The organism is Pseudoglutamicibacter cumminsii, assembly GCF_016907775.1.
GTDB lineage: Bacteria > Actinomycetota > Actinomycetes > Actinomycetales > Micrococcaceae > Pseudoglutamicibacter > Pseudoglutamicibacter cumminsii.
Window position 1 is genome coordinate 331710 of the sequence record NZ_JAFBCO010000001.1, and the last position, 25790, is coordinate 357499.

General features: G+C 60.4%; 19 protein-coding genes. 7 read left to right on the forward strand and 12 right to left on the reverse strand.

Annotated features, from left to right (window positions below; translation table 11 throughout):
• Positions 1–53: 53 nt before the first annotated feature.
• Together JOD50_RS01470 and ychF are read right to left on the reverse strand one after the other, a co-directional pair.
• On the reverse strand, positions 54–1094 hold the full coding sequence (locus JOD50_RS01470; protein ID WP_338051965.1) for an NAD(P)-binding domain-containing protein: 1041 nt from the start codon (positions 1092–1094) through the stop codon (positions 54–56).
• Positions 1095–1106: 12 nt separating this feature from the next.
• The gene (gene ychF, locus JOD50_RS01475) at positions 1107–2186 is read right to left on the reverse strand and encodes a redox-regulated ATPase YchF (RefSeq protein WP_204880151.1); all 1080 of its coding nucleotides are present in this window, start codon (positions 2184–2186) and stop codon (positions 1107–1109) included.
• Between the two features lie 207 nt (positions 2187–2393).
• On the opposite strand from ychF, the gene JOD50_RS01480 reads away from it, so the two are divergent.
• The gene (locus JOD50_RS01480) at positions 2394–7100 is read left to right on the forward strand and encodes a lamin tail domain-containing protein (protein WP_204880152.1); all 4707 of its coding nucleotides are present in this window, start codon (positions 2394–2396) and stop codon (positions 7098–7100) included.
• A gap of 170 nt (positions 7101–7270) precedes the next feature.
• Positions 7271–8473: a DNA recombination protein RmuC gene (locus tag JOD50_RS01485; RefSeq protein ID WP_204880153.1), complete on the forward strand. Its 1203-nt coding sequence runs from the start codon at positions 7271–7273 to the stop codon at positions 8471–8473.
• Between the two features lie 21 nt (positions 8474–8494).
• On the opposite strand, the gene JOD50_RS01490 is transcribed toward JOD50_RS01485, so the two are convergent.
• Together JOD50_RS01490 and JOD50_RS01495 are read right to left on the reverse strand one after the other, a co-directional pair.
• A complete protein-coding gene (locus JOD50_RS01490) occupies positions 8495–9580 on the reverse strand; it encodes a 4-hydroxy-3-methylbut-2-enyl diphosphate reductase (RefSeq protein WP_101630596.1) in 1086 nt (361 codons plus the stop codon).
• Between the two features lie 3 nt (positions 9581–9583).
• Positions 9584–10483: a hypothetical protein gene (locus JOD50_RS01495; protein WP_204880154.1), complete on the reverse strand. Its 900-nt coding sequence runs from the start codon at positions 10481–10483 to the stop codon at positions 9584–9586.
• A gap of 126 nt (positions 10484–10609) precedes the next feature.
• Between JOD50_RS01495 and xseA the strand changes: the two genes are divergently transcribed.
• On the forward strand, positions 10610–11944 hold the full coding sequence (gene xseA, locus JOD50_RS01500) for an exodeoxyribonuclease VII large subunit (RefSeq protein ID WP_204880155.1): 1335 nt from the start codon (positions 10610–10612) through the stop codon (positions 11942–11944).
• Positions 11945–12015: 71 nt separating this feature from the next.
• Entirely contained in the window at positions 12016–12285 is a 270-nt protein-coding gene (locus JOD50_RS01505; protein ID WP_101630599.1) for an exodeoxyribonuclease VII small subunit, read from the forward strand.
• 22 nt (positions 12286–12307) lie between these two features.
• Here JOD50_RS01505 and JOD50_RS01510 read toward each other — a convergent pair whose 3' ends face one another.
• On the reverse strand, positions 12308–13537 hold the full coding sequence (locus JOD50_RS01510; protein ID WP_204880156.1) for a pyridoxal phosphate-dependent aminotransferase: 1230 nt from the start codon (positions 13535–13537) through the stop codon (positions 12308–12310).
• A gap of 100 nt (positions 13538–13637) precedes the next feature.
• Positions 13638–14462, reverse strand: a complete 825-nt coding sequence (locus JOD50_RS01515; protein ID WP_204880157.1) for a UbiA family prenyltransferase — start codon at positions 14460–14462, stop codon at positions 13638–13640.
• Between the two features lie 180 nt (positions 14463–14642).
• Here JOD50_RS01515 and JOD50_RS01520 point away from each other — a divergent pair, with 180 nt between their 5' ends.
• Entirely contained in the window at positions 14643–15293 is a 651-nt protein-coding gene (locus JOD50_RS01520) for a 5-formyltetrahydrofolate cyclo-ligase (protein WP_338051966.1), read from the forward strand.
• Between the two features lie 232 nt (positions 15294–15525).
• Positions 15526–16134 carry a Flp pilus assembly protein CpaB gene (cpaB, locus tag JOD50_RS01525; protein ID WP_204880158.1) on the forward strand — a complete coding sequence of 203 codons (609 nt, stop codon included), beginning with the start codon at positions 15526–15528 and terminating at the stop codon, positions 16132–16134.
• 14 nt (positions 16135–16148) lie between these two features.
• Here cpaB and JOD50_RS01530 read toward each other — a convergent pair whose 3' ends face one another.
• The 5 genes from JOD50_RS01530 to JOD50_RS01550 form a co-directional block, all read right to left on the reverse strand.
• The gene (locus tag JOD50_RS01530) at positions 16149–16382 is read right to left on the reverse strand and encodes a hypothetical protein (RefSeq protein WP_204880159.1); all 234 of its coding nucleotides are present in this window, start codon (positions 16380–16382) and stop codon (positions 16149–16151) included.
• A 30-nt stretch (positions 16383–16412) separates the two neighbouring features.
• Positions 16413–20495, reverse strand: a complete 4083-nt coding sequence (locus JOD50_RS01535) for a DUF4011 domain-containing protein (RefSeq protein ID WP_204880160.1) — start codon at positions 20493–20495, stop codon at positions 16413–16415.
• A 183-nt stretch (positions 20496–20678) separates the two neighbouring features.
• Positions 20679–22226: a glutamine-hydrolyzing GMP synthase gene (gene guaA / locus JOD50_RS01540; RefSeq protein ID WP_204881479.1), complete on the reverse strand. Its 1548-nt coding sequence runs from the start codon at positions 22224–22226 to the stop codon at positions 20679–20681.
• Positions 22227–22316: 90 nt separating this feature from the next.
• Positions 22317–22829 (reverse strand): DUF3817 domain-containing protein, encoded by a 513-nt coding sequence (locus JOD50_RS01545; RefSeq protein WP_204881480.1) that lies wholly within the window; start codon positions 22827–22829, stop codon positions 22317–22319.
• Between the two features lie 2 nt (positions 22830–22831).
• A complete protein-coding gene (locus tag JOD50_RS01550) occupies positions 22832–23755 on the reverse strand; it encodes an SURF1 family cytochrome oxidase biogenesis protein (protein ID WP_204880161.1) in 924 nt (307 codons plus the stop codon).
• 94 nt (positions 23756–23849) lie between these two features.
• Between JOD50_RS01550 and JOD50_RS01555 the strand changes: the two genes are divergently transcribed.
• Complete coding sequence (locus JOD50_RS01555; RefSeq protein WP_204880162.1) at positions 23850–24560, forward strand: DUF1275 family protein; 711 nt, start codon at positions 23850–23852, stop codon at positions 24558–24560.
• Between the two features lie 24 nt (positions 24561–24584).
• Here JOD50_RS01555 and JOD50_RS01560 read toward each other — a convergent pair whose 3' ends face one another.
• Positions 24585–25727, reverse strand: coding sequence for a GuaB3 family IMP dehydrogenase-related protein (locus tag JOD50_RS01560; RefSeq protein ID WP_204880163.1), 1143 nt, complete (start codon positions 25725–25727; stop codon positions 24585–24587).
• Between the last annotated feature and the right edge of the window lie 63 nt (positions 25728–25790).

The following is a 25790-nucleotide window of genomic DNA, read 5'->3' on the forward strand; positions in this document are numbered from 1 at the left end:
ATCTCCAATGCGGATCTTGGAAGGATCGAGCTACTCAGGGACCAAGCGTCATCTCAAAACTTTTGACGCCGAGCTTCATCGACACGGCCCGCGACTACCTGGGCGGTGTGTTTGGCAAACGGCCCGACACCCATCAGGGTTGCCGAGCCGTCGCCGGTCCAATTGCCGTAGCCGACCAGATGCAGATTCTGCACCGCGGTTTCGCGGCCACGCATGAGGTGACGGAATGGGCCGAGAGCCGGACGGAAACCAGTGCACCAGATCAGATGGTCGTGGTCGAGCTCGCTCAAACTATCGAAGATGGGGGTAGCGGTGAGTTGGCCGGAATCGCGGAGCTCACGTAGATGGGGAAGCGCGACAATATCCCCGAGGTTCGGGCCGGAATCGCCACCGAGAATCCGGCGGCGGCTGCGGAGAAAAAGATCGCGGCCATCGACATCATCAGGCATCCAGCGCGGTTGCTCACGTGTGAACCATGTGACCTCCGACGTCCCGAGGAGGTCTGCGGCGATCTGGGCCCCCGAGTTCGCCCCACCGACCACCGCGACCTTCGCGCCGCGGAATGGTTCGGGACCGGGGTAGGTCGACGAGTGCCACTGGCGTCCTTGGAAGGTACCGGGATAGTGGGGTACGAAGGGCGCGGACCACGTTCCTGTGGCCGCGATAACGTGTTCCGCTGTGAATTGACCGGCGCTCGTATCTAGGTAGAACATCCCTTCGTCACGGGACACGCTGTGAACGTGCACTGGGCGCCGAGCCGGGAGGTCATAGCGTTTTTCGTAGCTTTCCAGATAGTCGATGACATGACTTGCCGGCGGGTACCCCGGGTACCGCGGCATAGGCCAGCCGGGCAGGTTGGAGAACTCCGCGGCGGAGAAAAGTGTCAGTGAAGGCCACGTGTGCAACCACGCTCCCCCGGGTTCCTCTTGGTTGTCTAGGATCAAGAAGTCCACTTTGAAGCGCCGCAGATAGTACGACGTGGCTAGGCCGGACTGGCCACCACCGACGACGATGGCAGTGTGATGCTCCGTGGTGCTTCTCACCTCATCGGGCAAATGCCCACCCAGTTGTGTATCCGCGACCTCACCCTCCACAACCGTTCCTCGCTACACGTTAAACCGGAACTCCACGACGTCGCCGTCCTGCATAATGTAGTCCTTGCCTTCAAGACGCACACGGCCCGCGGCCTTCGCGGCCTGCATCGAGCCCGCCGTGATCAGGTCATCGAACGAAACAACTTCGGCACGGATGAACCCGCGCTGGAAATCCGTGTGAATCACGCCGGCCGCCTCAGGAGCGGTAGCGCCCTGCTTGATCGTCCACGCACGCGTCTCCTTCGGACCCGCCGTCAAATACGACTGCAAACCAAGCGCCTCGTAGCCAGCCTTCGCAAGCTGCTCCAGACCAGACTCCTCAATGCCAGCGTCAGCGAGCATCTCTGCCGCATCGTCCTCATCAAGCTCCGCGAGCTCCGCCTCAAACTGAGCGTTCAAGAACACCGAAACCGCAGGCGCAACCGACTCCGCAAGCGAAGCCTTCAGCTCCTCATCAGCAAGCCCATCGTCATCCAGGTTGAACACGTAAATGAACGGCTTAGCGGTCAACAGCTGAAGTGGCTTCAGCTCGTCCAGATCCACCTCATCGCGGGCAGAGAACAGCGTGCGGCTATCAGAGAGGATCTTCTCAGCCTGCTCTACAGCCTCAACATAAGCCTTACTGACCTTCTTGTTCGTCAGCTCCTTCTGCAGCCGCGGCAACGCCTTCTCCACAGACTGCAGGTCCGCCAGGGCAAGCTCAGTGGTGATGACGTCAATGTCCGATGCCGGATCAACTTCCCCAGCGACGTGGACAACATCGGAATCCTGGAAGCCGCGGGTCACCTGGCAGATCGCGTCCGCCTCACGAATGTTCGCGAGGAACTGGTTACCGAGCCCCTCCCCCTCGGACGCACCTTTCACGATGCCAGCGATATCAACGAAAGACACGGTTGCCGGCAGGATCTTCTCCGAACCGAAAATCTCCGCAAGCTGCGGCAGGCGCGAATCCGGGAGCGGCACCACACCCACGTTCGGTTCGATCGTCGCGAACGGATAGTTCGCCGCCAAAACATCAGCACGGGTCAAAGCGTTAAACATAGTGGACTTGCCCACATTCGGGAGCCCAACGATTCCAATAGTAAGAGCCACGCCCACCATTCTACGTGGCGGCGGGCAGAGGGCGCACACGCGGCATGCAACCGGGCGCCACCCACGTTGCGCCCAAGTTAAAAGCTCATGTCTAGACGGAATACGCGCGTTCCCTAACCCTCACAGCTGGTTCACGAACCCGTCGAGTTGAACCGATACAGCTTGTTGTGTCCATTGACCATGACACTCGCTAAGAAAGTGAAGGACATGACACCCTCGAGGTTCACCGAACACCGCAGCAACGGTAAAGCCAGCAAGGTTCTTGCCGCAGCGGTCCTCAGCTTCTCACTCGCTTCTGCCCCGATCCTCGCGCCGGCAACCGCATCCGCCGCACACAACGCAGCACACGCGGCCCGTGCCGATCGCCCAGTCCAGACCGACACTGCTACTGCCCCGCTCACCATCACCGAGCTCGACAGCGGCACCGACAACAACACAACACACAACTACCCATTCGTTGAGCTCACCAACCCAGGCACCAAGCCGGTCACGATCAGCGAAGACGGCCTCAAGCTCAGCTACATCACCGAAGACACCGCTGAAACCGCCGACGATGTTGAACTCACCGTCAGCGAGCCAGTCACCATCAAGCCAGACGAGAAGGTCGTGCTGTGGCTGACCCCGAAGCGTGAAGACGCTTCCGATGAGGCTGCTGATGCTAAGGCTAACGACGAGGCTGCAGCATCCGCTGAGGCAGAGGTCAAGGACGCGGCTGAGGTGACCAACGAGGAGATCGCGGACTTCAAGAAGGCCTGGGACCTCAAGGACTCGACCCGCGTTGAAGTCGCCAGTGGCCTCGAAGAGGACGCAGAGAAGGACTTCGGCCTCCGCATCTCCAACGCAGACGGCAAGGAACTCACCCGCGCCTTCACCGCAACCGAATCCGCAGAACCAACCGAATCCGCGGAACCGACCGAGAGCGCAGAACCAAGCGAGACTGCAGAACCAAGCGAGACTGCAGAACCTTCCGAGACTGCAGAGCCTTCCGAAACTTCGGAGCCGAGCGAATCGGCGACACCGCCTGAGTCCGCAGAGTCATCCGAGTCCGCTACCCCATCGGAATCAGCTACCCCATCGGAATCCGCTGAAGCCAAGCCACAGGCCGCACCGTCAGAGGCACACCTCGGCCAGCTGCTGATCACCGAGCTCACCCCAGACTCCACCAACGTAGGCGGAGCAGACGGATACGAGTTCATCGAGATCTACAACCCAACCAATACCGCGATCAACCTTCGCGACTACCAGCTGCACTACCTGTACATCCTCAACGACCTCACCATCACCAGCTCCGCCGAATGGCCGATGGAACCACACGATGCGGTGGTTGAACCAGGTAAAACCGTTGTCGTCTGGGTCAAGAACGGCCCTAACGACAACCTCACCGCGGAAGACTTCGCGAAGAACTACGGCGTCAACGTTGAGGACCTCACCCTCGTAGAAGTGCACTCCGCCGGCATGGCCAACGGCGGCCCTCGCGGCATGGAGCTGCGCACCCGCACCGGTGAAAAAGTCCACCGCGTCAACTACAACACCACCGACAAGAAAGACCCGGCCAAAGACCAAGGCCTCCACTACGGCTACAACACTGAGGACCCAGGCAACTCGACCATCCTCGAAAAGAGCCCTGCAACCCCTGGCAGCGTCAAGCCAGAACAAGTTCCTGGCAGCGCCATCGAGGTACCCGAGGACACCGAAGCCCCGGTCATCAAAGACCAAAGCCCTCAGTCCCTGTCACCAAACACCGACGCCGAACTCAAGTTCAGCATCACCGACAACGTCCAGGTACGCCGAGCAGAGCTCAGCCTCTCCAACAACGCGGACAAAGAGCCGCAGGTCCACAACCTGACCACCAACGGCGACGGAACCTACACGTTCACCATCCCGCAAGCAGACCTCGTCGGTAAGCGCTACTTCGAATACACCGTCACCGCAACCGACGGCACCAACGAAACCACCACCGAAAAGGTCCGCGTACCGCTCGACGGCGTCAACACCGACCCGCTGCGGCTCAACGTTGAAGACGGCCAGTTCGTGCGCGGAACCGTTCCGGTCTCCGTCGCATCCGACAACCCAGGCGAAAAACTCGGACTCTGCGTAGACGACACCGACCTGACCGAAACCCACGCCTCCCTCGAAAAAGCACCCGTCTTCGCTTTCGAGACCTCCCAGACGGACACGTTCTTCCGTAACGGCGTGCTCGTCGACGGTGACGAGCTGAACATCTTCGACGAAGGCACCTACTCCGAGTGGGCCACCATCTCAACCGACATCCCACTCAACTACGTGACCGCCGGCAAACCACTCCAGGTCGACATCGCTGCCGGCACCAAAGCCGCGCCAGGTCCAGACCCGAACGAAAACAACGACGACTTCGTGGTCCGCAATGTACGGCTCGTCCTCCCAGACGGCCGAACCCTGCGCGCACCTGGCTGGGACGACCCCGCCAAGATCATCCAGATGGGCGACTCCTCCGGCAAGGTCGAAGTGCTCGAAGCGCTCTTCACCATCCCAGAAGACGCCTACAACGCCCACGCGGCACAGTGGGACTCCACCACCGTTGCCGACGGTGAACACACCGTATGCGGCACCGACTCCAACGGTGAGCGCGTAGAGCGCACCATCAAGGTCGACAACACCGCCCCTGCCATCACCACATCCATGAAAGACGGCGAAGAAAAACGCGGCGCCTTCACCATCGACTTCGAAGCAATCGACGCAGGCTCCGGCCTCGACAGCATCGAAGCAACCCTCGACGGCGAAAAGATCGACACCGGCACCGAGCTCTCCAGCGTGACCATGCCAGCCGGCACCCATACCCTGGAAATCACCGCCAAAGACAAGATCGGCAACGTCTCCAAGCGCACGCTGACGTTCACCACGCCAGTCGAACAACCTAACGGAGCGATCTCCAACCAGGCCGGCGCAGTACTGAGCATCTGCACCCCAGGTTCGCTCGCCGCCCGCGTCTCCGACCCGAGCGGCGACCCACTCACCGTGTCCTTCCGCGAAGGCCACACCGTAAGCCTCGAAAACGAGACCCTCACCGCCGTGAGCGGAACCGTCAACGACGCCAACCAGACCGAACGCGAAGGCGACGCGCTCAAGGCCGGCGGAACCACCACGTCGGACTCCGAGCTTCCATTCCACGCGTTCACCACCAAGGTTCCGGAAGGCGCAAGCGACGACTCCCTCGTCCGCGTCGCATGGGAAGGCACCACCGACCCAGGCGCACGCGTCCGCCTGCTCGTATGGAACACCAAGGCCAACGCCTACCAAGAAGTCGATGTGGCACTCACCGACAAAGAATCCAGCGAAGCCACACTCGAAGCGATGGTGCCCCTCGGAGACCACGCAGTAGACGGAGAAATCCGCGCTGTTGTGCAGCACTCCGAAGGCTGGGCCGGACCTAACCTCTCCGGACGCGACAGCGCCGTAGAGCCATACCACCCAGAAGACACCCCACGCAGCGACTACGACTTCACGTTCGCATGGGAAACCGACACCCAGTACTACAACGAGTCCTTCTACGACCACCAGATCGCAATCCACAACTACCTTCTGGAACGCCGCGAAGCACTCAACCTGCAGTACCTCTTCCACACCGGCGACATCGTCGACAAAGCCGAGCAACAGTTCCAGTGGGACAACGCCAACAAGGCATACAAGATGCTCGACGAAGCCGGCTTCCCATACGGTGTGCTCGCCGGTAACCACGATGTGGGCCACATGAGCAACGACTTCACCGAATACTCCAAGAACTTCGGTGAAGACCGCTACGCACACAACCCGTGGTACGGCGGTTCATACCAGAACAACCGCGGCCACTACGACCTCATCACCGCCGGCGGGCACGACTTCATCATGCTCTACATGGGTTGGGCTCCAGGCGATGCCGAGATCGAATGGATGAACGAAGTGCTCGAGGCATACCCAGAGCGCACCGCGATCATCAACCTCCACGAATACATGCTCACCACCGGTGGCCTCGGCCCGATCCCACAGCGGATCTACGACGAAGTGATCACCCCGAACGCTAACGTTCGCGCCGTCATGAGCGGCCACTACCACGACGCCTACACGCGCGTGGACCGCTTTGACGACGACGGCGACGGCGAAGCAGAGCGCACCGTGACCCAGATGCTGTTCGACTACCAGGCACTGCCAGAAGGCGGCCTGGGCTTCCTGCGGCTCATGCACTTTGACAACAAGGGCCAGCACGTCAAGGTCCGTACATTCTCCCCATCGCTGAAGCAGTACAACGCTGACGACGCAACCCTTGAGCCAGAGCACCAGGAATTCACCATCAGCTACGATGCGCTGGGGCTTGAGCAGACCACCAAGTCTCTCACCACGGCCAAGGCCCGCGTGGACGTGCTGACCGCCAAGGAACTCGGCTCTGTGGAGGATGTGGAGTCCGGCACCGAGGCCAAGGTTTCCGTTGAGAACCTCGCTGAAGGCGAGCACACCATCTACGTTCTGACGACCGACCCCTACGGCGCCAAGCACTACTCCGCGTTGCAGCGCGTCACCATCGAAGGCGGCGACTGCCACGTAGAGGAACCAGAGAACCCAGGCACCGATGTGGATCCAAACAAGCCAGAAGATCCGAACAAGCCGACCAAGCCAAGCGAGCCGGGTGTTCCGGGTCAGCCAGGCGTACCGGGTCAGCCGGGTAAGCCTGGGGTTCCGGGTCAGCCGGGCCAGCCTGGTGTTCCGGGTCAGCCAGGCGTACCGGGTCAGCCGGGCGCCAACAATGGCACCGGTTCGCACACCATCGGGCACTACCGTCCGAACCAGCCAGCCCCAGGGCTCGCTGCAACCGGCGCGAACGTCACGGCCCTCGGCCTCGCGGCTGCCGCCCTCACGATGGGTGGAGCGGCCATGGCTTGGATGCTACGTCGTCGCACGCGCTAACTCCGGTCACATAGGCGAGCCCGCTAGGTTTAGCCGATAACAACGCGGTGGCTCCCTCCATGCGGAGGGAGCCACCGCTGTGTTTAAGGTGAGGACTGTGTTTTGGGGCTGACGGGCCGGGTCAGTTTCAAACTGTCAGGGGGTCTTGAGAAGCTCGATGCATGGAGGTTATGTCTGTACTTGTCGCAGTTTTCGCCCTGCTGATCGGGCTCGTTTTGGGTGCGTTCGCAGCGTTGCGTTGGGGTCCTGGCTCTGCGGAACGGGGCGAGGTGGAACGTTTGCGAGCAAGCGTGAATCAGTTGCAGCGCGGGCTGGATGAGGCTCGCGCGGCGGAGTCCCGCGCGCGGGAGGAAGCTGCGGGTGCGCTCGGGCGCGCGAACGTGCTGGAACGTGCCCAAGCCGAATACGAGGCTCAGAAGACGGAGCAAGAGCAGACCGAAAACCAGATCCTGCGCACGCTCGCGCCGATGACGACCAAGCTCCATGAACTTGGGATCACGGTCAACAGCATGGAGAAGCAACGCAACCGGCACGATGCAACCCTCCAAGAGCAGTTGCGCAGCCTCATGGAGCACGACCAGAAACTGCTCACAACCACAACGGCCCTAGCCGGTGCGCTCAAAGACAGCTCCAAACGCGGAACTTGGGGAGAAATCCAGCTGCGGCGCATCGTCGAGCTGGCCGGGATGGCCCGCTACGTCGACTTTACCGAGCAAGCCTCGGTACGGGCAAGTGGTGAAGCGCCCGGTGGGCGTCCCGACATGGTCGTGCACCTGCCAGGCAACGGCAACATCGCCGTCGACGCGAAAGCGCCGTTCCCAGACGCCGCATCATTCGCCGATCAACGTGAATACGAACTCAGCACCGCGAAAGTGCTCGAAGACCGGATCAAAGAACTCAGCAAACGCTCCTACGAAACCGTGCTCGACGGCAGCCCGGACGTCGTCGTGTGTTTCGTGCCAGCAGAGTCAATGCTCTCCCGCGCACTTGACGCACGCCCGCAACTACTCGATACCGCGTTCGCGAACAACGTTGTACTGGCCTCCCCCAACACGTTGCTCGCCATCCTCAAGGGCCTCGCCGTGTCATGGCGTCAACACCAACTCACTGACAACGCGACCGCCCTCTACAAAGAAGCGAAAACCCTCCACCAGCGCATCGGAGTAGTCATCGGCCACTTCAACGAACACGGGAAAGCCCTCAACCACAGCGTTGAAAGCTACAACCGGATCCTCAGCTCAATGAACGTACGGCTCATCCCAAGCCTGCGTCGCATCCAAGAACTCGACCCCGCCATCGGGGCATCCAACGCCGAACAGGACCTCACAGCCCTCGACACCAGCGCCAACCCGGCGCCACACATCAACGACTAAGCAGTAGGGCGTGCCCCACTGCTAAGTGGTCGGGCGTGCTCCACGGCCGCCCAGAACGCGGGAATCATCGCCGTCCTCACGCAACTTAGCGCGAAGCTCCTTAGGCAACGAGAACAGAATGTCCTCCTCCGCCGTCACAACCGGCTCAACATCTGAATAACCGTACTCAGCCAGCAGATCCAAAACTTCCTGAACCAAAACATCAGGAACAGAAGCGCCAGAAGAAACACCCACCGTGGCAACGCCCTCAAACCAGGACTCATCCACCTCACGTGCGAAATCCACCAACTCCGCACGCTTAGCGCCATACTGCAACGCAACCTCAACCAACCGCACAGAGTTCGACGAATTCGTCGAACCCACCACGATCACCAAATCAGCGCGCGGCGCCAACTCCTTAATCGCAGACTGACGGTTCGTCGTCGCATAACAAATATCATCCGACGGCGGATCCTGAAGATTCGGGAAACGCTCCCGCAAAACCTCAACAATCTCCATCGTCTCGTCAACCGACAACGTCGTCTGAGACAACCAACGCAACGAATCAGGATTCTTCACCTGAACCGTGCGCGCCTCCTCAACGTCATTCACCACCGTCGTCACTTCAGGGGCCTCACCATACGTGCCCTCAACCTCTTCGTGACCATCATGACCAATCAGCAAAATCTCCTGACCAGCCTTCGCGAAACGCACAGCCTCACGGTGAACCTTCGTCACCAACGGGCACGTCGCATCAATCGTGCGCAGATTCCTCTCCGCAGCCTCCTGATGCACAGCCGGCGAAACACCATGCGCAGAGAAAATCACCATGGCACCCTCAGGCACCTCATCGGTCTCCTCCACGAAAATCGCGCCGCGCTCCTCCAACGTCTCAACAACGTGGCGGTTATGCACAATCTGCTTACGCACATAAATCGGCGGACCAAAATGCTCCAAAGCCTTCTCAACCGTGATCACAGCACGATCAACACCCGCGCAATAACCACGCGGCTCAGCCAAAAGCACACGCTTAGGCCCACGCACCTCAGCCGCAGCCTCAACCTCTTCACGAGAACGACGCACACGCGGAACCGGAGGCAAACCCAAAGAAACAGCAGCAGTCGACATACTTCAGTATTCTACCGGCCGCCTACGAGCACGGCCTATACCCAAGCCAACCAAAGCCAACACAACCGAAACCCCACCAGCAATCAGCACCGGCAAACCAACCGAGCCCGCAACATCCTTAATCCCCAAAATAAACGGGCGAGCCAACGGCTCCGAAACCACGCGAGCCGACGTATCCAACATCCCCGTCAACCCCATCACCAGCGCGCCCATCGCAACCGCCACAAACCCAGCCGCCATGAACACCACCGCACGGCGCTTCGCAACCAGCAACGCCAAAACCAAAGCCGCTGCCGAAACCACGGTATACGCCTCCCAATGAGCCGACTGCTTCACCTGCGACGTCAACATCGGCACACCCACTGCAGAAATCGGGATCCGCTCCGTAATGCTGAACCGCATACGCCACTCATCCCCGAACACGGCGCCCGAAGCTGGCACCATGGAACGCAACGCCGGGAACCGCTCCGCCAGCTGATCCACAACCTGATCAACCTTCGCGTTCACTTGCTTCACGAAAGGATCCAAAACCAATGGGATCTCGCCGGCAGAAGCCTGCCCGGACCGCACCTGCTCAACGTAAGCAGCCCGAGACTCATCCAACGTCTCCAACCACGCCGCATGCGCCTCAGGGCTATCCAAAACCGCATCGACCACCTTGCCCAGCGGCTCCTCAAGCAGACCCTCCAACTGAGCATTCTCGACATGAATACCCTGGAACAGCTTGTCATTCGCGTTCTTCGTGAGTCGCTCCCGCACCTGCGGATCATCAATCACCGGCCCATACAGCTTCTTGACCTCATCCGGGTGATCCAAAAACCCATCCACCCGGAAACCCGACCACGCCAACGCACCACACACCGCCGCGGTAGCCGCCAACAAAACAGCCAAAACATTACGCACAGATCAACATCCCATCTCAGGGCCCTACGGTGTGGACAAACACAATCCTATCCACATAGCTTGCCCCAACCCCATGGACATCAGGTCTAATGGTGTGTAACAACAACGGGAAGGAAACACACGGGCATGACTCAAACACCCGATGCGCCCCAAACACCTGGCGAGGCCGCCGCAACCGACGCATCGCTTCAGCTTCCAGACGCCGCATCCGTGCCTACCCCCGACCCGCAACGAACCCTCGCCAGCACCGCCGCGGAAACCACCGACGAAAACCCGTGGCCGCTCAGCTACTTCGCGAACAACCTCAAAAGCCACATCGAACGTGTCTCCAACACGTGGGTCGAAGGCCAACTCATTGAGGTCAATCACCGCCGCGGATCCGTCTTCGCAACCATGCGAGACCTCGAAGAAGAAGCGTCGCTCTCGCTTGCGATCTGGGGGAACGTCGCAGGCTCACTCGAAACCCGGCCCGAAGTCGGGCAACGCGTCGTAGCCCGCATCAAACCCAACTTCTGGCTCAAAACCGGCCGCCTCTCGATGCACGTCACCGACATGAAACCCGTCGGCGAAGGCGAGCTGCTGCTCCGGCTTGAAAAACTCCGCCGCGCACTCGCCGCGGAAGGCCTCTTCGCACCCGAACGCAAGAAACCAATCCCCTTCCTTCCGCAACGCATCGGCCTCATCACAGGAGCACATTCCGATGCGGAAAAGGACGTCCTCCGCAACGCAGAGTTGCGCTGGCCGGCAGTTGAGTTCGAAGTCCGGCACGTCGCCGTCCAAGGCACACGCAACGTACCCGAGGTACTCGCAGCCCTCGAAGACCTCGACGCCGACCCGCGGGTCGATGTGATCGTGATCGCCCGCGGTGGCGGCTCCCTTGAAGACCTCCTCGGTTTCAGCGACGAACGCATCATCCGCGCCGTCGCAGCCGCGCAAACCCCCGTCGTCTCCGCGATCGGTCACGAGAACGACCGCCCTATCCTCGACGATGTGGCCGACCTCCGCGCCTCAACCCCCACCGACGCCGCGAAACGCATCATCCCCGACGTCGCCGTGGAGAAGGCAACCATCCTCGAAGGGCTGGCCCGCATCGACGCCGCAATACACACGATGCTGGCCCGAGCCCGAACAGACCTCGCCGACCGCCGCTCCCGGCCTGTTCTACAAAACCCTGAACGGATGGTCGAGGAACGCCGCAACGAACTCTCACACTGGGAGGGCAGGCTTGAACTATCAACGCGCGGTGCACTGACCCACTCACGCCAAGAGATCACACACCTCCTCGACCGGGTGCGCTCACTCTCCCCACAGAAAACCCTTGAACGCGGCTACTCAGTGCTCCAAGACAGCGCAACAGGACGCGTCATCATGAACACCGGCCAAGCACCCGAAGGCGCCGAACTCACCGCAAGGCTCAGCGACGGCATACTGACGCTGACCTCCCGCGGAGCACGCAACTAAGCGGAGCCCTTCTAAACCGACCCTCGCCTCAACCGAAACCCACCTGAACTGAAACCCACGAAGGAATCCCTATGACTGAAAACCCAACCGAACGCCCTGACGTATCCACGCTCTCTTACGAGCAGGCCCGCGCCGAACTCATCAACGTCGTGCAACGGCTCGAGGCCGGAGGCGCGACCCTCGAAGAATCCCTTGAACTGTGGGAACGTGGCGAACAGCTCGCCCAGCGCTGCCAGGCATGGCTCGACGGCGCACAAGCCAAACTCGACGCAGCGAAAGCACGCCGCGAGGAAACAGCAACGTCGGCCGCCCCATCCGAAGACGGAACGGCCGACGCCTAAAACGAGGAGCGCTAGCGACTAATCAGTAACGGACGCCGCGCTCACGCAGACCCTCGAGGTATTCCTCGATGCGGTCCAGCGCTTCATTGAGCAGATCCACGCCCGGCAAGAACACGAGCCGGAAGTGGTCCGGGTTCGGCCAATTGAACCCGGTACCCTGCGTCACAAGGATCCGCTGCTGACGCAAAAGATCCAACGCGAACTGCTCGTCGTCCTTGATCGGGTACACCTCAGGGTCAAGGCGCGGGAACAAGTAAAGCGACCCATCAGCCTGCTGCGCCGAAACACCAGGGATCGCGTTCAAACGGTGATACGCGACGTTACGCTGCTCCAGCAAACGCCCACCCGGCAGAATCAAGTCGTTGATCGACTGGTAACCGCCCAGTGCCGTCTGGATCGCGTGTTGCGCAGGAACGTTAGCGCACAAGCGCATGTTCGCGAGCAAATCGATGCCCTCAATGTAGTCAGCGGCAGTGTGCTTAGGGCCCGAGATAGCCATCCAGCCAGAACGGTAACCACACACGCGGTAAGCCTTCGACAACCCAGAGAAAGACAGCGTCAAGACATCGTCCGAAAGCGCCGCCATGTTGTGCATCTGCGCGCCGTCATACGTGATCTTCTCGTAAATCTCATCCGCGAAAACCACCAGCCCATGCTTACGAGCAAGCTCCAAAATCCCCTCGAGCACGTGCTTCGGGTACACCGCGCCAGTCGGGTTGTTCGGGTTGATCACCACGATGCCCTTAGTGCGAGGCGTGATCTTGCTTTCCATATCCTCGAGGTCAGGCATCCACCCCTCTTCCTCGACACACAAGTAGTGAACCGGCTTACCACCCGACAACGACGTCGCGGCAGTCCACAGCGGATAGTCCGGCGCAGGAATCAGAACCTCATCGCCCTGGTTCAGCAACGCGTTCAAGCTCAGCTGGATCAGCTCAGAAACACCGTTGCCAAGGTAGATGTCATCGACCCCGATGGTCTGGATGCCCTTGGTCTGGTAGTACTGGCTGACAGCAGTGCGGGCAGACAAAATGCCCTTCGAATCCGAATACCCCTGCGCATGCGGAAGGTTCCGGATCATGTCAACCAACACCGCATCGGGCGCCTCAAAACCGAACGGCGCGGGATTGCCGATGTTCAGCTTCAGGACACGGTTGCCCTGCTCTTCGATGCGTTGCGCTTCCTTAAGCACAGGCCCACGGATGTCATACAGAACATTGTTGAGCTTGGCTGACTGTTTGATCTCCGACATTCTTCTATCCAATCATGCTGAAAAGGCGTCGATCACAAACGTGATCGACGCCTCTCCAAGATTACTCCGATGTGTCATGCATCGGGACTACTAACGTGGCTTATGCCCGACGACGGTTCATGATGTCGTCCAGGTCCAACGCGTTCTGCTGACGTTCACGCTCGGCGCGGGCACGCTCAGACTTGCGGATCGACGTGACCTCTTCAGGCTTCTTCTCCTCAGCCTGGAACGGTTCAGCCTTCTCGCGGCGAGCCTCAGCCTTAGAGACGTAACCAGGTGCCGGAAGTTTATTCGGAACCCAGCCCTTACCGGCCTTCGTTGCCTCAGCAACACGCTTCGCTTCCTCAGAGCCCGACGCCTCTTCCGCGGCTTCTGCCTCGGCACCTACCTCGGCCTCTGCTTCAGCGGTGGCTTCAGTCTCGGCATCCGTCTCTGCATCCGCATCGGTAGCTGCAGGCTCAGCGCCGCTGTCGATATCGCCGTCGACATCGAACGGGGCGTCGTCCGCTTCGGCAACGGCCTGCTCAGTGTTCCGTTCAGCGGTCTCCGACTCTGCGGATTCCTGCGCGTCGTCCAGCTCATCAGAAGCTTCGGTTTCAGCCGCGGCCTCCGAAGCATCGGCCGCAACCTCAGACTGTTCGTCAGTCTCAGTTGCTTCCTGCTCGTGCTGAGCAGCGACCTCTTCAGCAGCGCGCTTCCAGGCCTCCTGACGGCGCTCCTGCACAGCCCACGTCCGCAACGTAACCAGCGCTCCAAAGGCGATCAGGACGCTAGCCAGCGGCCACCACCAGCTCATCGGGGTCAGAGCGGCAAGCACCAAGAAAACAGGCGCCCCCACCAAAGCTAGGGCACCAATCGCGGCTACACCGAGCCGGCCCCAACGGATTTTGAGGCGTCCTTGCGAGCGCTTTGCGTCGGCGGTCATGCGCCCTCCTTGGTAGATATCAACGGAAGTCTGAACGGTTTTCTTATATAACGCTAACGACATAAACCCCAAGGTCACGGGAGTTTTCGCGGTGTGTTGGCACTAAACTACATCAATGTAACTCTTATTTGGTGAGACTGCCTGCAAACCATCCCTCATCGACGTTCTCGGAGCATTCCCGTGGAAGAGACCTCAGCCAATCTGCATGAAGCCGCCCCGCACACGGATGCCTCACGTGATGCGAAAAAAGCTCTGCGTTCCCGCATCAGGTCTGCGCGCCGTCAACGTGGCGCCGATGCGCGAAAGGCCGCCGCAGAAGGTTTCGCGCGGCGTTCCGCAGAGCTAATCCGAGTAGCGCGGCACGTAACGCCGGAAGATGCTGTTCCAGTTGTGCTCGCATATTGCGCAGCAGATACGGAACCCGATGTTTCCCATGCGATGCGTTCCCTGCACGACGCGGGTGTGCGCGTTGCGGTTCCACGGAGCCTGCCTGGTGCGCGTATGAGTTGGGTGCGGTGGCATCCCGACCTTGACATCGCCATCGGAACGGTGGCGCCGGTTCCTGAACCGGTTGGCGGCGAAGACCTTGAACTGCCGACGCATCCGATGGTGGTCGTGTTGCCGGCACTGGCCGTGGATGCGGCCGGGCTACGGCTGGGGCAAGGCGGCGGATTCTATGACCGGTTTGTTGAAACCCTCCCAGCCGGATCGGTTCTGATCGCGACAGTGTTTGAGGATGAGGTCTACCCCGCCGGCGAAGTCCCTTCCGATCCGTGGGATGCCGTAGCCGACTACGCGTGGACCCCTCACAACCTGCATCAGCTGCGCTAACAGCAGTTTCTGTATCCACACATTGCCTTTGAACAAGGGCTCATCCACAGATTCTGTGCCACCCGCCCGATGAGGTCCCGCACGAGCCAGGCTGGACTCCATGAACCTGTTGTCCCGGCCCCGCTCCCCTCGGAACCAGTCCAATCGCCGAGAGCGCTCGTCACCGCCCACCCAACGTTTGGCACGGCCACGCCGCACTCCTGCGGAATGGTGGCACACCCATCGGCGTCTGGTGGCCGCAGTGAGCGCGTTCTGTTGCGTGGGCCTGGGGCTCAGCATCGTATCCGCCCAGGCCCCTCCCCGCGCGAGCGTTGTTGCGCCAGCCCGTGCGATCGCGGCCGGACAGTCCGTGACTGCTGATGACCTCACGACGGTTGAGATGGTCGGCTCTACTCCCGATGGTGCTCTCACTCGCACATCCGATGTTGTGGGGCAAACTCTAACGGTCGACTGGCCAGCGGGCGTCCCGCTGCATGAGTCCGCGGTCGCTGGCTCGGAGATGCTGCGCGAAGTCGGAGCGGGGCATGTCGCCGTGGGTGTGGCGTTGTCGAACACGGTTTCAGCAGGTTTTGTTCGACGCGGCGACTACGTTGACGTTGTACTGACCCGCGCGGATGAAGTAGGTGACGTCCACACCGACGTGGTCGCTGCCCGCGCCAAGGTCTTGTGGGCTGGCTCCCCCGATACCGCCTCCGATTGGCTGCCTCTAGGTAAGCAGGATGCCGACGGCGCGATCGTGGTCTTGGAAGTCACCGAAGATCAGGCGCCGGTGGTGTCCGCAGCTCATCAGCGCGGAAGCGTCACCTTGGTGATCCGCAGACCCGGAGAGAGCGAGCGCTGACATGCACGCGAGCCTTAAGAAGCCGGCCCACTCCAGTGCGGAGGGCGCTCAGCGAGAAGCGCAGCGTCCCCTGGCTGTTCTTCCTCGTTCTGAGCACGTTGCGAAGGCCCCACCACGTGAGACACACCTTCTCGCTGTGCCGGGTCCGTGGGAAGATCAGCTTCCCACGAACCCACGAGATCAGCAGGCTTTCCGCCCAGCCGCGTCGGCGGAACCGACGCGACCCTACGACGCCGCGGCCCCGTCATGAACGCTGCTCCATCATGAACACAGCTCCATCACGATTCCTGCTCAGAGATGCCAGCCCCGCGCTCTACGTCGGCACCGCGCTGTGCATCGGCTCTGCGCTTTACATCAACACCGAGCTGCGAGGCGATGCTCCGAGCGACCGCATCGGGATCCTTGAACACGTCAATCGTCCACAGCTGAACAGGCTTCCATCCTCGACGCTTCAGAGCCGCCGGTACGGTACGCGTACGGCTACGCACCGACTGCTGCGCATACTCCGGCGAGGAATCCACGGAAACCGCGAGCGGACGACGCTCGTGCCATACCGGCCCATATACCGCCAGATCCACGCCGAAACCCGGATGCTGGATGACAGTCAGCCCGTAGCCACGCAGGCGATCAGCCAAGTCCGCCATCAAAGCGCCGCCATGCCCGTCACGGCTAGTAACCGCATCGGGCGCCTTCTGATCGACGCCAGCCGCCGGCTGCACGTCAGTCTTCGCGGACTTCTTCTTGAAGCCAGGCTTCAACAACTCATACGTGCGCGGTTCCTCAACCGAACGCATCAGACGAGTCAGCAGCTCCATACCCGACCGCGCCGGGGTCTGCTCAGCCAGCGGACCGCTATGAGCCAAAGCCATGCGTTCCTCAAGCTGATCGAGAGGCAAAGCGCACACCAGATACAGCCACGAACGAGCCGCGGCAAGGCTCGACATCACGAACCTCAAACCATTACGACCATTCAGCTCACCGAAATGCTGGGGCTGGCGGCCCTGCGGACTGTTCGCGAAACCCAGCGAGAAAATCACCGAGTCACGCCGCAGGCCAACAACGCGATCAGCAGACGTCACGATGAACGGCTCATGACGGCGCTGGAACGACGGCACCGCGCTTGGGTGATGCGGAAGAGCGTTACTGATGCCACGAGCAATCTCCTGTGCATGTTCAGGAGTTCCAGCAACAACAGCGAGCGAACGCTCAGGATGCTGTGTCAGTTGCTCGAACACCATCCGCACAACCTTCTCAACCTCAGTCGAGGTGGACTTCACCGTCCCCTGACCTGCAGTTGCACGCGGTTCCTCAATCCGTACCAACTCAACAGAGGCATCAGCCGTTGCCGGGGTTGGGAAAGCCTTCAAACCCTGCTCATATTGAGGGCTCAACGTCTCAACGAAACGCTCGTCCAAAACCCGCGTGTTTTGAGTCAAGCTACGGCGCAACGTCACGCGGCCAAGCGCCTCGAAAGCACTCAGTGGCGGCTCTTCACCCTTGCCAGCAGTCAACGGCTTGTCGACCTCAACATTCAACCGGGCAGGCACGCCCGTGTTCGGGTCACCGATCGCCACGACCTGATCGACACGGCTGATCGTCGTCAACGATGCCTCGAGCGCAAGCGACTCCGCATCCAACAAGATAGCGGCATCGAAACGCGACCAACGCGGCAAAACCGTCGGCAAATACAACGGGGCACCGACCCACACGGGAGTCGCCGAACCCACAACAGCCGGGGCCAAAGCCGCAAGCTGCTGCGGCGTCGGATCCCCCACCTTCAACAATGCACGCATGTCCCGCGCACCCACACGGTGATCAGCAATCGCGGCCTTCCAACGGCGCGAAAGAGCCTCCCGCACCCGCGCCGAACCCTGCTGAATGTGCTGGGCATCCGCGCGCTCAAATTCGGCACGGACCTTCTCCAGATCCCGCGAATTCTGCAACGCAAGATAGTCATCGCCCGAAATCATCGCTTCCAGAACCGACTGCCACCACGCAAGCTCAAGTTCCGGCGCCAAAGCGTCAGCCTTCACATGGCGATCAGCGAAATCATCCAGAAGCTCACCGAGCCCCTTCTCACGCAACGTCTCCATCAGAAGCGTGCGCTCCGGGATCGTATCCAGATCAGACTTCTTCTCTTGCAACAACGCCAAACGTTCCTGCAATGCGTCGGTCGGCAACGCATCCAACCGAACCTCATCCTCAGGAAGCACCGCCTGCAACTGGTTCAAGCTCGCAGAAACCGACCGGAACGTCTGCAACACACGCTCCAAACCAGCCGGAATCGACGGGTAGCGGCGATCCGTTGCAAGCTTCTCCCACTCAACCCGCTGCTCACGCACCTGGGTCAACGCCGTATGCAAATCATCAATGTGCACACCCGGGCGAACATACTCTTTAGCGACACGACGCAAACGCGAACGCGTCATCGCGGACATCTCGATACCGCGATCACGTCGCCACTGAGCCGAGGCCGTCGCCGCGATCAAATCATCGACAGGCTTGTCGAAAATATCCGGTTCAAACAGATCCAAGCTACGGCGAACAGCAACCAAAAGTCGCAGCGTATCGCCCCACTGCGCGAAAGACTCAACAGGCTTGATACGGGTCGAAGACGCCGTCTCCTCAAGAGTTCCACACAACTCAGGGATCGAATCCGAGAGCTCACCGACCAGCTCAACCGCGGCCTCGGCCTCACCTTGGTTCCGCAAACGCGAGCCATACCAAGGGCTCTCAACAGACTCCTGAGCGAACCCACCCAACTCAGCGATCCGCTGCAACTGCTCAACCACAGCCCCGCGATCAGTCATCACATCCAAAACAGAGCGCTTCAAACGCACCGTCGTCGACGGGGCATCGTCCTCAGAAGACAAACGCGCAAGCTCCTGCATAGCCTCCAGCGGCGAAGCACCCCAACGCGAACGCACCGAATGCAACGAACGAATATGCTCGACCAACTCGCCGCGACGATCCCGCGCCACAGAATCGTTCGTCGACGTGTCCGTCTCCCCCGCACGCTCGTTACGCAAAATCGCGTCCATCAAACGCTCACGCAACGACTCCGGATCGGATTTCCGGTCAAGCTTCAAAAGCAACGTCTCAAGGTTCACGTCCGCGAACATCGCCGTGACCTGCTGCATCGTGGACTCGCGCTCAGCGACAATAAGTACCCGCTTACCATCCGCCGCCAAACGCGCAGCCGCGTTCACAGCAAGGTTAATACGGTCCGTTCCCGGAGGTGCGCTGACTGTAACCGACTTACCCTTCGACACCGCATCCAAAACCGCATACGCATCGTCATCAACATCGGTCACCAACAGCTCGTCCGCCGGATCGCGGTCATCAGCGCCCAGCGTCTCGACGTCATCCAGCAACGTCGGAGCAACCTGAACCTCTGCAAGTTCCTCAGCGTCGGTCTCAGCGCCTTCCTCAGCGTCGCCCTCCGACGCCGCGACTTCATCGGTCGCGTCGTCATCGATAGCTTCATCCCTGACGGTCTCCTCGGCAGACGCCTCGGCGCTAACAGAATCCCCGTCATCAGCAGCGTCCGGCTGCTCACCATCCGGCTGCTGACCATCCAGCTCGGGCTCATCTGTGCCCGTGATGTCAGCGACCTTTGTCGCCAGGTCATAGGAAGCGCCCGCGTCCTCATCAACCGGCGCAAACTCATCCAGCAGCGCGGCAATGATCGGGTGATTCACCGAAACAACGGAAGGGTCCACCGGATCGCTCGCAGCCGGGAAGGTCGAAACGCACACCCGGTCTTCAATCACGATGGTCGCGCCCGCTTTCGCGGCGATGTCACGCAAAACGGTGACCGGACCCGAAGGGTTGAAGCGAGCCGTCATGTAGCCGGCCTTCAACAGATCCTCAGGCCGCACATCGATTCCATACGAGCTCTTCAAGAAACGAAGCAGCGTTTCATTCGGAGTAGCACGCCCCACCAGCTGCAACTCTTCATCATCAACGCCCTCGCGGCGCTGCAACGAAACACGGCCCAGCATCAGCGGCGAGGAGTAATACTCGGTACGCCCCGAACGCAACGTACGCCACGTCACCAAACCAGCCGCGACATAGCCCACATCAACACCGCGAGATTCAGAGATCTCACGCATGCGCGTAGCCATCGCCCGAGTCGTACGACGAGCATTCTTGTACTGAACCGGGTCACGCAAAAGCGTCGACAAACGCGTGCGACGTCCCGTCAAAAACTGCGCCAAACCGGATGGATGCGCGTGAGTCAACTCAACCGCGTTCTTCTCCGTCGGGACGAACCGCAACAAAGAATCCGTACCAGCCGAACCACTCAACGACTGAACCCAGTCACGAAAACGGGTCTCGGGGGTCTGCTGCACGCTCACCTGATTCCTCACTCCATCCATTACGGCACGTCAATACACAACGGTAGTTCACCCCACCGAGCAGAATGCGCAACGCCGCGGCATCCACACGCATCTACAACACATGTGACATACCGCGGCGCTACACAAACACCAGGTGCCGTAACGCTACAGCGCTGCCGGCAGGCGTCCTCTACTCGGGAATCACTCCCACTCGATCGTGCCCGGTGGCTTCGACGTCACATCGACAACCACACGGTTCACTCCGTCAACTTCATTCGTGATGCGGTTAGAGATCTTCGCGATCAAGTCATACGGCAACCGCGCCCAATCCGCAGTCATCGCGTCCTCGCTCGTGACCGGACGCAACACGATCGGGTGACCATACGTACGGCTATCGCCCTGAACACCCACCGAGCGGACATCAGCCAGCAAAACAACAGGCATCTGCCACACCTCGCGGTCCAAGCCAGCCTTGGTCATTTCCTCGCGGACAATGGCATCTGCTTCACGCAACAGATCCAGGCGTTCCTTATCCACCGCACCAATGATGCGGATGCCAAGACCCGGGCCAGGGAACGGCTGACGGTGAACAATCTCATCCGGCAAGCCAAGCTCCGTACCAACAGCACGAACCTCGTCCTTGAACAGCTCACGCAGCGGCTCAACCAGCTCGAACTCGAGATCCTCAGGCAAGCCACCTACATTGTGGTGGCTCTTAATGTTGGCCGCACCCTCACCGCCACCAGACTCGACAACGTCCGGGTACAACGTGCCCTGAACCAAAAACGCAACGTCCTCACCCTCGGACTCAGCGACAATCTCAGCCTGAGCACGCTCAAACGTGCGGATGAACTGCTCGCCGATGATCTTGCGCTTCGTCTCAGGATCCGCGACGCCCTTGAGCTTCTCCAAGAACACCTCGGAAGCGTCAACGACCTTCAGCACAGCGCCGCCATGAGCCTTACCGAAAGCCTGCTCAATAGCCTCCGACTCACCGGCACGCATCAAACCATGGTCAACATAGACACACGTCAGCTGATCCCCCACCGCGCGCTGAACCAAAGCAGCAGCAACAGCGGAGTCAACACCACCAGAAAGGCCGCAAATCGCGCGCTTGTTACCGATCTGTTCACGGATCCGCGCAACCTGGTCCTCCACCACGGACTCAGCAGTCCAGTCTGGGCTCAAGCCAGCCGACTCATACAAGAAGTTCTTCAAAAGCTGCTGGCCATGCGTGGAATGCTGAACCTCAGGGTGCCACTGGACACCGTAAAGCTTGCGCTCCTCATCAGCGAAAGCAGCAACAGGCGTGCGCTCCGTGGAAGCCAAAACAGTGAAACCCTCAGGAGCCTCGGTCACAGCATCCCCGTGGCTCATCCACGCGATCTGCGCATCCGGCAGACCATCAAACAGCGTACACGCCTCGCCCTTCGAGGACACCGCAGTCGAACCATACTCACGCTGATTCGTCCGTGAAACCGTGCCGCCCAACGCATTCGCCATAGCCTGGAAGCCATAGCAAATACCCAACGTAGGCAAGCCAGTCTCAAACAAGCCTTCAGGAACCTTCGGGGCACCATCGGCATAAACCGACGACGGGCCACCCGAAAGAATCAAGGCAACAGGGTTCTTAGCCAGGATCTGCTCAGTCGAAAACGTGTGCGGAACAACTTCCGAATACACGTTAGCCTCACGTACACGCCGAGCAATCAGCTGCGCATACTGGGCCCCATAATCGATCACGAGCACCGGGCGCGGATGCGGGGGAATTACTGCAGAAGTCACGTTCAAAGCCTATCGCGTTTAACTATGTGCTCAGTACCAAGCAAGTATGTGGGATCAGTAACGACGCAACTGCTGCGGGTTCTTCTCAAGCTCCGCAACAACCTGCTGATGCACCTTCTTCTCCATCACGAACGACAGGAACGGAACCACACCGCCCAACGCGATCAAGATCAGCTGCTTCAAATCCCAGCGCATGCGGGACCACAAAATGAACGTCGCGAGCAAATACACAACGTAAAGCCAGCCGTGAACAATCAGCACCGCAATCGAAACGTTGAACCCATCGACCACCATGCCCGGCTCAGCCAGAGTGAACACATTCGCTTCACCCGTACGCAACATCGTGCCACCCGCATACGCAATCAAGTTGAATGCATACTTGAGTACCATCTCGGCCACAAGCAGCAACAACATGACACCGGTCGCGTACGCCGCGATGCGGAAGAACACTGCCGCGCCACGGATCTGAGTCTCAGTCCCACCGAAGCCCTGCTTACGCTGCGGCATCGGATCGTCCTCCGGAATAGGGACATCCTCAGGACGCGGAACACCATTCTGCTCAGTCATCATTACCCGTTCTCTCTATTCCCAGGGTCAGTGTTATTTTCAGCCCCGGCGTCATCTTCCGGCCCGGCATCGCCTAATTCGCTACCCGACGCTTGGGCCGCCAACCGTTCCCGTGCCTCGGCCTGAGCCTGCGCAACACGAGCATCCTGCCGCTTCTGCCACGCAGCCAGCTCAGCCTCAAACTTCAACTCATTCTGGTAATCATCACGCACCAGACGCCACCACACAAACAACGAGAACACAGCGAACACGATCCACTCAACGCCATAAAACACGTTGAGCCAATTCAACTGGTTCTCCTGCAAATACCCCGGCGCAACATATACATGCTTGAGCTGGTCAACGCCAGCCTTCACATCGTCCGGACTCTGCTCAAACACCACCACAAAACCCGCATAAGCATCCCGGTTCCACATATTCGACAACCGGGCCGCCGAAACATCCTTCAGCACCGGCAACCCATGCAGATCATCCGCGCGTCCCCTGGCGATCGGCGCCTCGGACGGCAAAAGACGACCCGTCACCGTGACCTCGTCGGCATCCGTTGCGGGCGGAACCTCAGACTTACCTGGTTGCCAGCCCCGCACCACCGGCATCACATCAGAAACGCCATCAACCTCAAAAGCCTGAACAACCCAGAAACCCTGCTCACCTTCGAAAAGACGATCCTGAACGTAAGCTTGAGTGCCCTCGACGTAACGCCCCTTCATCGTCACAATCTGGTCAGCATCCGCATGCGTCATGTCCCTACCGGGCTCAAAATGGCCTTCCAACGGGACAGCGGTCTCGGACTGCTCCTGGGTAGTCGGCGCATGGTCCACAGAACGATCAAACTGCCACTTACTCAGCCACACGAACCCCGTCGACACCACCAAACACGCGAGTAGCAGGGCAAGCCACTTAGGTTGAAGAGCAGTCTTTAGCACGTCCCTTATCCTATCGAGCACCACGCACGAGCCCTTAACCGGGGCTCCGTAAGCACCGCCCCCACGGAAATACAACCATTGTTAGAATCCAGCCGTGTCCATTTCTATTCGCAGGCGCCACGTCGTCTACATGCTGGTGCTCACGTTCAGCTCAGGAATCATCGACGCAATCGGGTTCCTCGCGCTCGGACGAGTCTTCCCTAGCAACATGACCGGGAACGTCGCCATCCTCGGCGTCACGCTCTCCGGCGCCTCCGAACACTCCGCGCTACGCCCCGCTCTCGCCTTCGCGTTCTTCCTCCTCGGCGCCGCCATCGCCGGAGCCTACCTACGCAGAGAACACCGCATCTGGTCTTTCAAAACAACCACGATGCTCGCACTCGTTGGCCTCGGAATGCTCGTTACCGCCGCCTACACCTACACAGCAGGGCTCGGCACAACTGATGCGTTCAAGGGATTCTCCGGGCACGTCATCACCGTGCTGCTCGCGTTCTTCATGGGCGCTCAAGGCGCGGCCGGGCGACGCATCGACATCAACGACATCAACACGATCGTTGTTACAAGCACCATCGTGGGCCTCGGCGCAGACATATTCACTGGCGAAAACCGCCGTCAAGCAACCCGCCGCCGAGCACTCGCAATCTTCGCGCTCCTAGCCGGCGCGTTCACCGGCGGATTCTGCCTCATGGTCGCCCCGTGGCTCGGAATCCTCGTGACAGCGCTCCTCACCATCGGCGTGGCAGTTGCTGGCGACGTTGGCCGGCAACGCTACCGCCGGGCGCAAAGGAGCCCCGACGAACTCTAAGTTCCTCGCGACGACGATTCGCGACTACGAGTTGTACGAGGCCTGCACCATATCAACGTGCTGGAATTGCTTGAGGTCAACGTAGCCGGTCGTAGCCATCGAGGAACGCAACATGCCCGCAAGGTTCGATGTGCCATCCGTGTGGTGCGAGGGACCGTACACAACCTGCTCGAGCGGGCCAACCGTTCCGACAAACACGCGGTCGCCACGCGGCAAACGCTCGTGAGCGGCTTCCATGCCCCAGTGCCAGCCGTGGCCCGGAGCCTCCTCAGCGCGAGCCAAAGCCGTCCCCAGCATCACAGCATCCGCGCCGCAACCCAACGCCTTCACAATGTCACCGGACGTAGAGACGCCGCCGTCAGCAATCACATGCACATAACGGCCACCCGACTCATCCAGGTACGCAGTGCGGGCTGCAGCCACATCGGCAATCGCAGTCGCCATCGGAACGTGAATGCCCATCGCACGGCGGGTTGTGCCGGTTGCGCCGCCACCGAAACCAACCAGAACACCCGCAGCACCGGTGCGCATCAAGTGCAACGCCGGGGTGTAGCCAGCCGCGCCACCCACAATCACAGGAACATCAAGCTCATAGATGAACTGCTTGAGGTTCAACGGCGCACGGCCCTCAGACACGTGCTCAGCAGAAACCGTGGTCCCGCGGATCACAAACAGATCCACGCCAGCCTCAAGCACCGTGCGGTAGTACTCCTGGGTGCGCATCGGGGTCAAAGAACCCGCGACCACCACACCAGCCTCACGAATCTCGGCCAGGCGCTCATGAATCAGCTCAGGGCGGATCGGCGCCGCCAACAGCTCCTGCAAGCGGCGGGTCACCTTCGGGTTCGAGCCACGCTGCTGCGCAGATTCCAGCGAAGCGATCTCCTCAAGCACAGCCTCAGGGTTCTCGTGGCGGGTCCAGATACCTTCCAGGTTCAGGACACCCAAGCCACCCAGCTTGCCCAAGGCGATCGCCGTCTTAGGCGACATCGCCGAATCCATCGGCGCGCCCATGAACGGGACATCAAAGGTGAACGCGTCAATCTGCCACTGAGTCGACACGTCCTCCGGGTCACGTGTACGACGATTCGGCACAATTGCCACATCATCGAGGGAATACGCGCGGCGGGCGCGACGATAACGGCCGATTTCAATCTCGCTAGTCACGCTCCAAGGTTACCAACAGCCCCGCCCGAACGCCTCCGCCGTGACCCGCGGTGTCCCCGACGC

What these genes read in the sequence shown, in the direction of transcription:
- JOD50_RS01490 (WP_101630596.1), bottom strand. Translation starts at nt 9,580, where the DNA reads ATGTCGACTGCTGCTGTTTCTTTGGGTTTGCCTCCGGTTCCGCGTGTG.
- JOD50_RS01485 (WP_204880153.1), top strand. Translation starts at nt 7,271, where the DNA reads ATGTCTGTACTTGTCGCAGTTTTCGCCCTGCTGATCGGGCTCGTTTTG.
- JOD50_RS01510 (WP_204880156.1), bottom strand. Translation starts at nt 13,537, where the DNA reads ATGTCGGAGATCAAACAGTCAGCCAAGCTCAACAATGTTCTGTATGAC.
- xseA (WP_204880155.1), top strand. Translation starts at nt 10,610, where the DNA reads ATGACTCAAACACCCGATGCGCCCCAAACACCTGGCGAGGCCGCCGCA.
- JOD50_RS01480 (WP_204880152.1), top strand. Translation starts at nt 2,394, where the DNA reads ATGACACCCTCGAGGTTCACCGAACACCGCAGCAACGGTAAAGCCAGC.
- JOD50_RS01545 (WP_204881480.1), bottom strand. Translation starts at nt 22,829, where the DNA reads ATGACTGAGCAGAATGGTGTTCCGCGTCCTGAGGATGTCCCTATTCCG.
- JOD50_RS01505 (WP_101630599.1), top strand. Translation starts at nt 12,016, where the DNA reads ATGACTGAAAACCCAACCGAACGCCCTGACGTATCCACGCTCTCTTAC.
- JOD50_RS01515 (WP_204880157.1), bottom strand. Translation starts at nt 14,462, where the DNA reads ATGACCGCCGACGCAAAGCGCTCGCAAGGACGCCTCAAAATCCGTTGG.
- JOD50_RS01530 (WP_204880159.1), bottom strand. Translation starts at nt 16,382, where the DNA reads ATGACGGGGCCGCGGCGTCGTAGGGTCGCGTCGGTTCCGCCGACGCGG.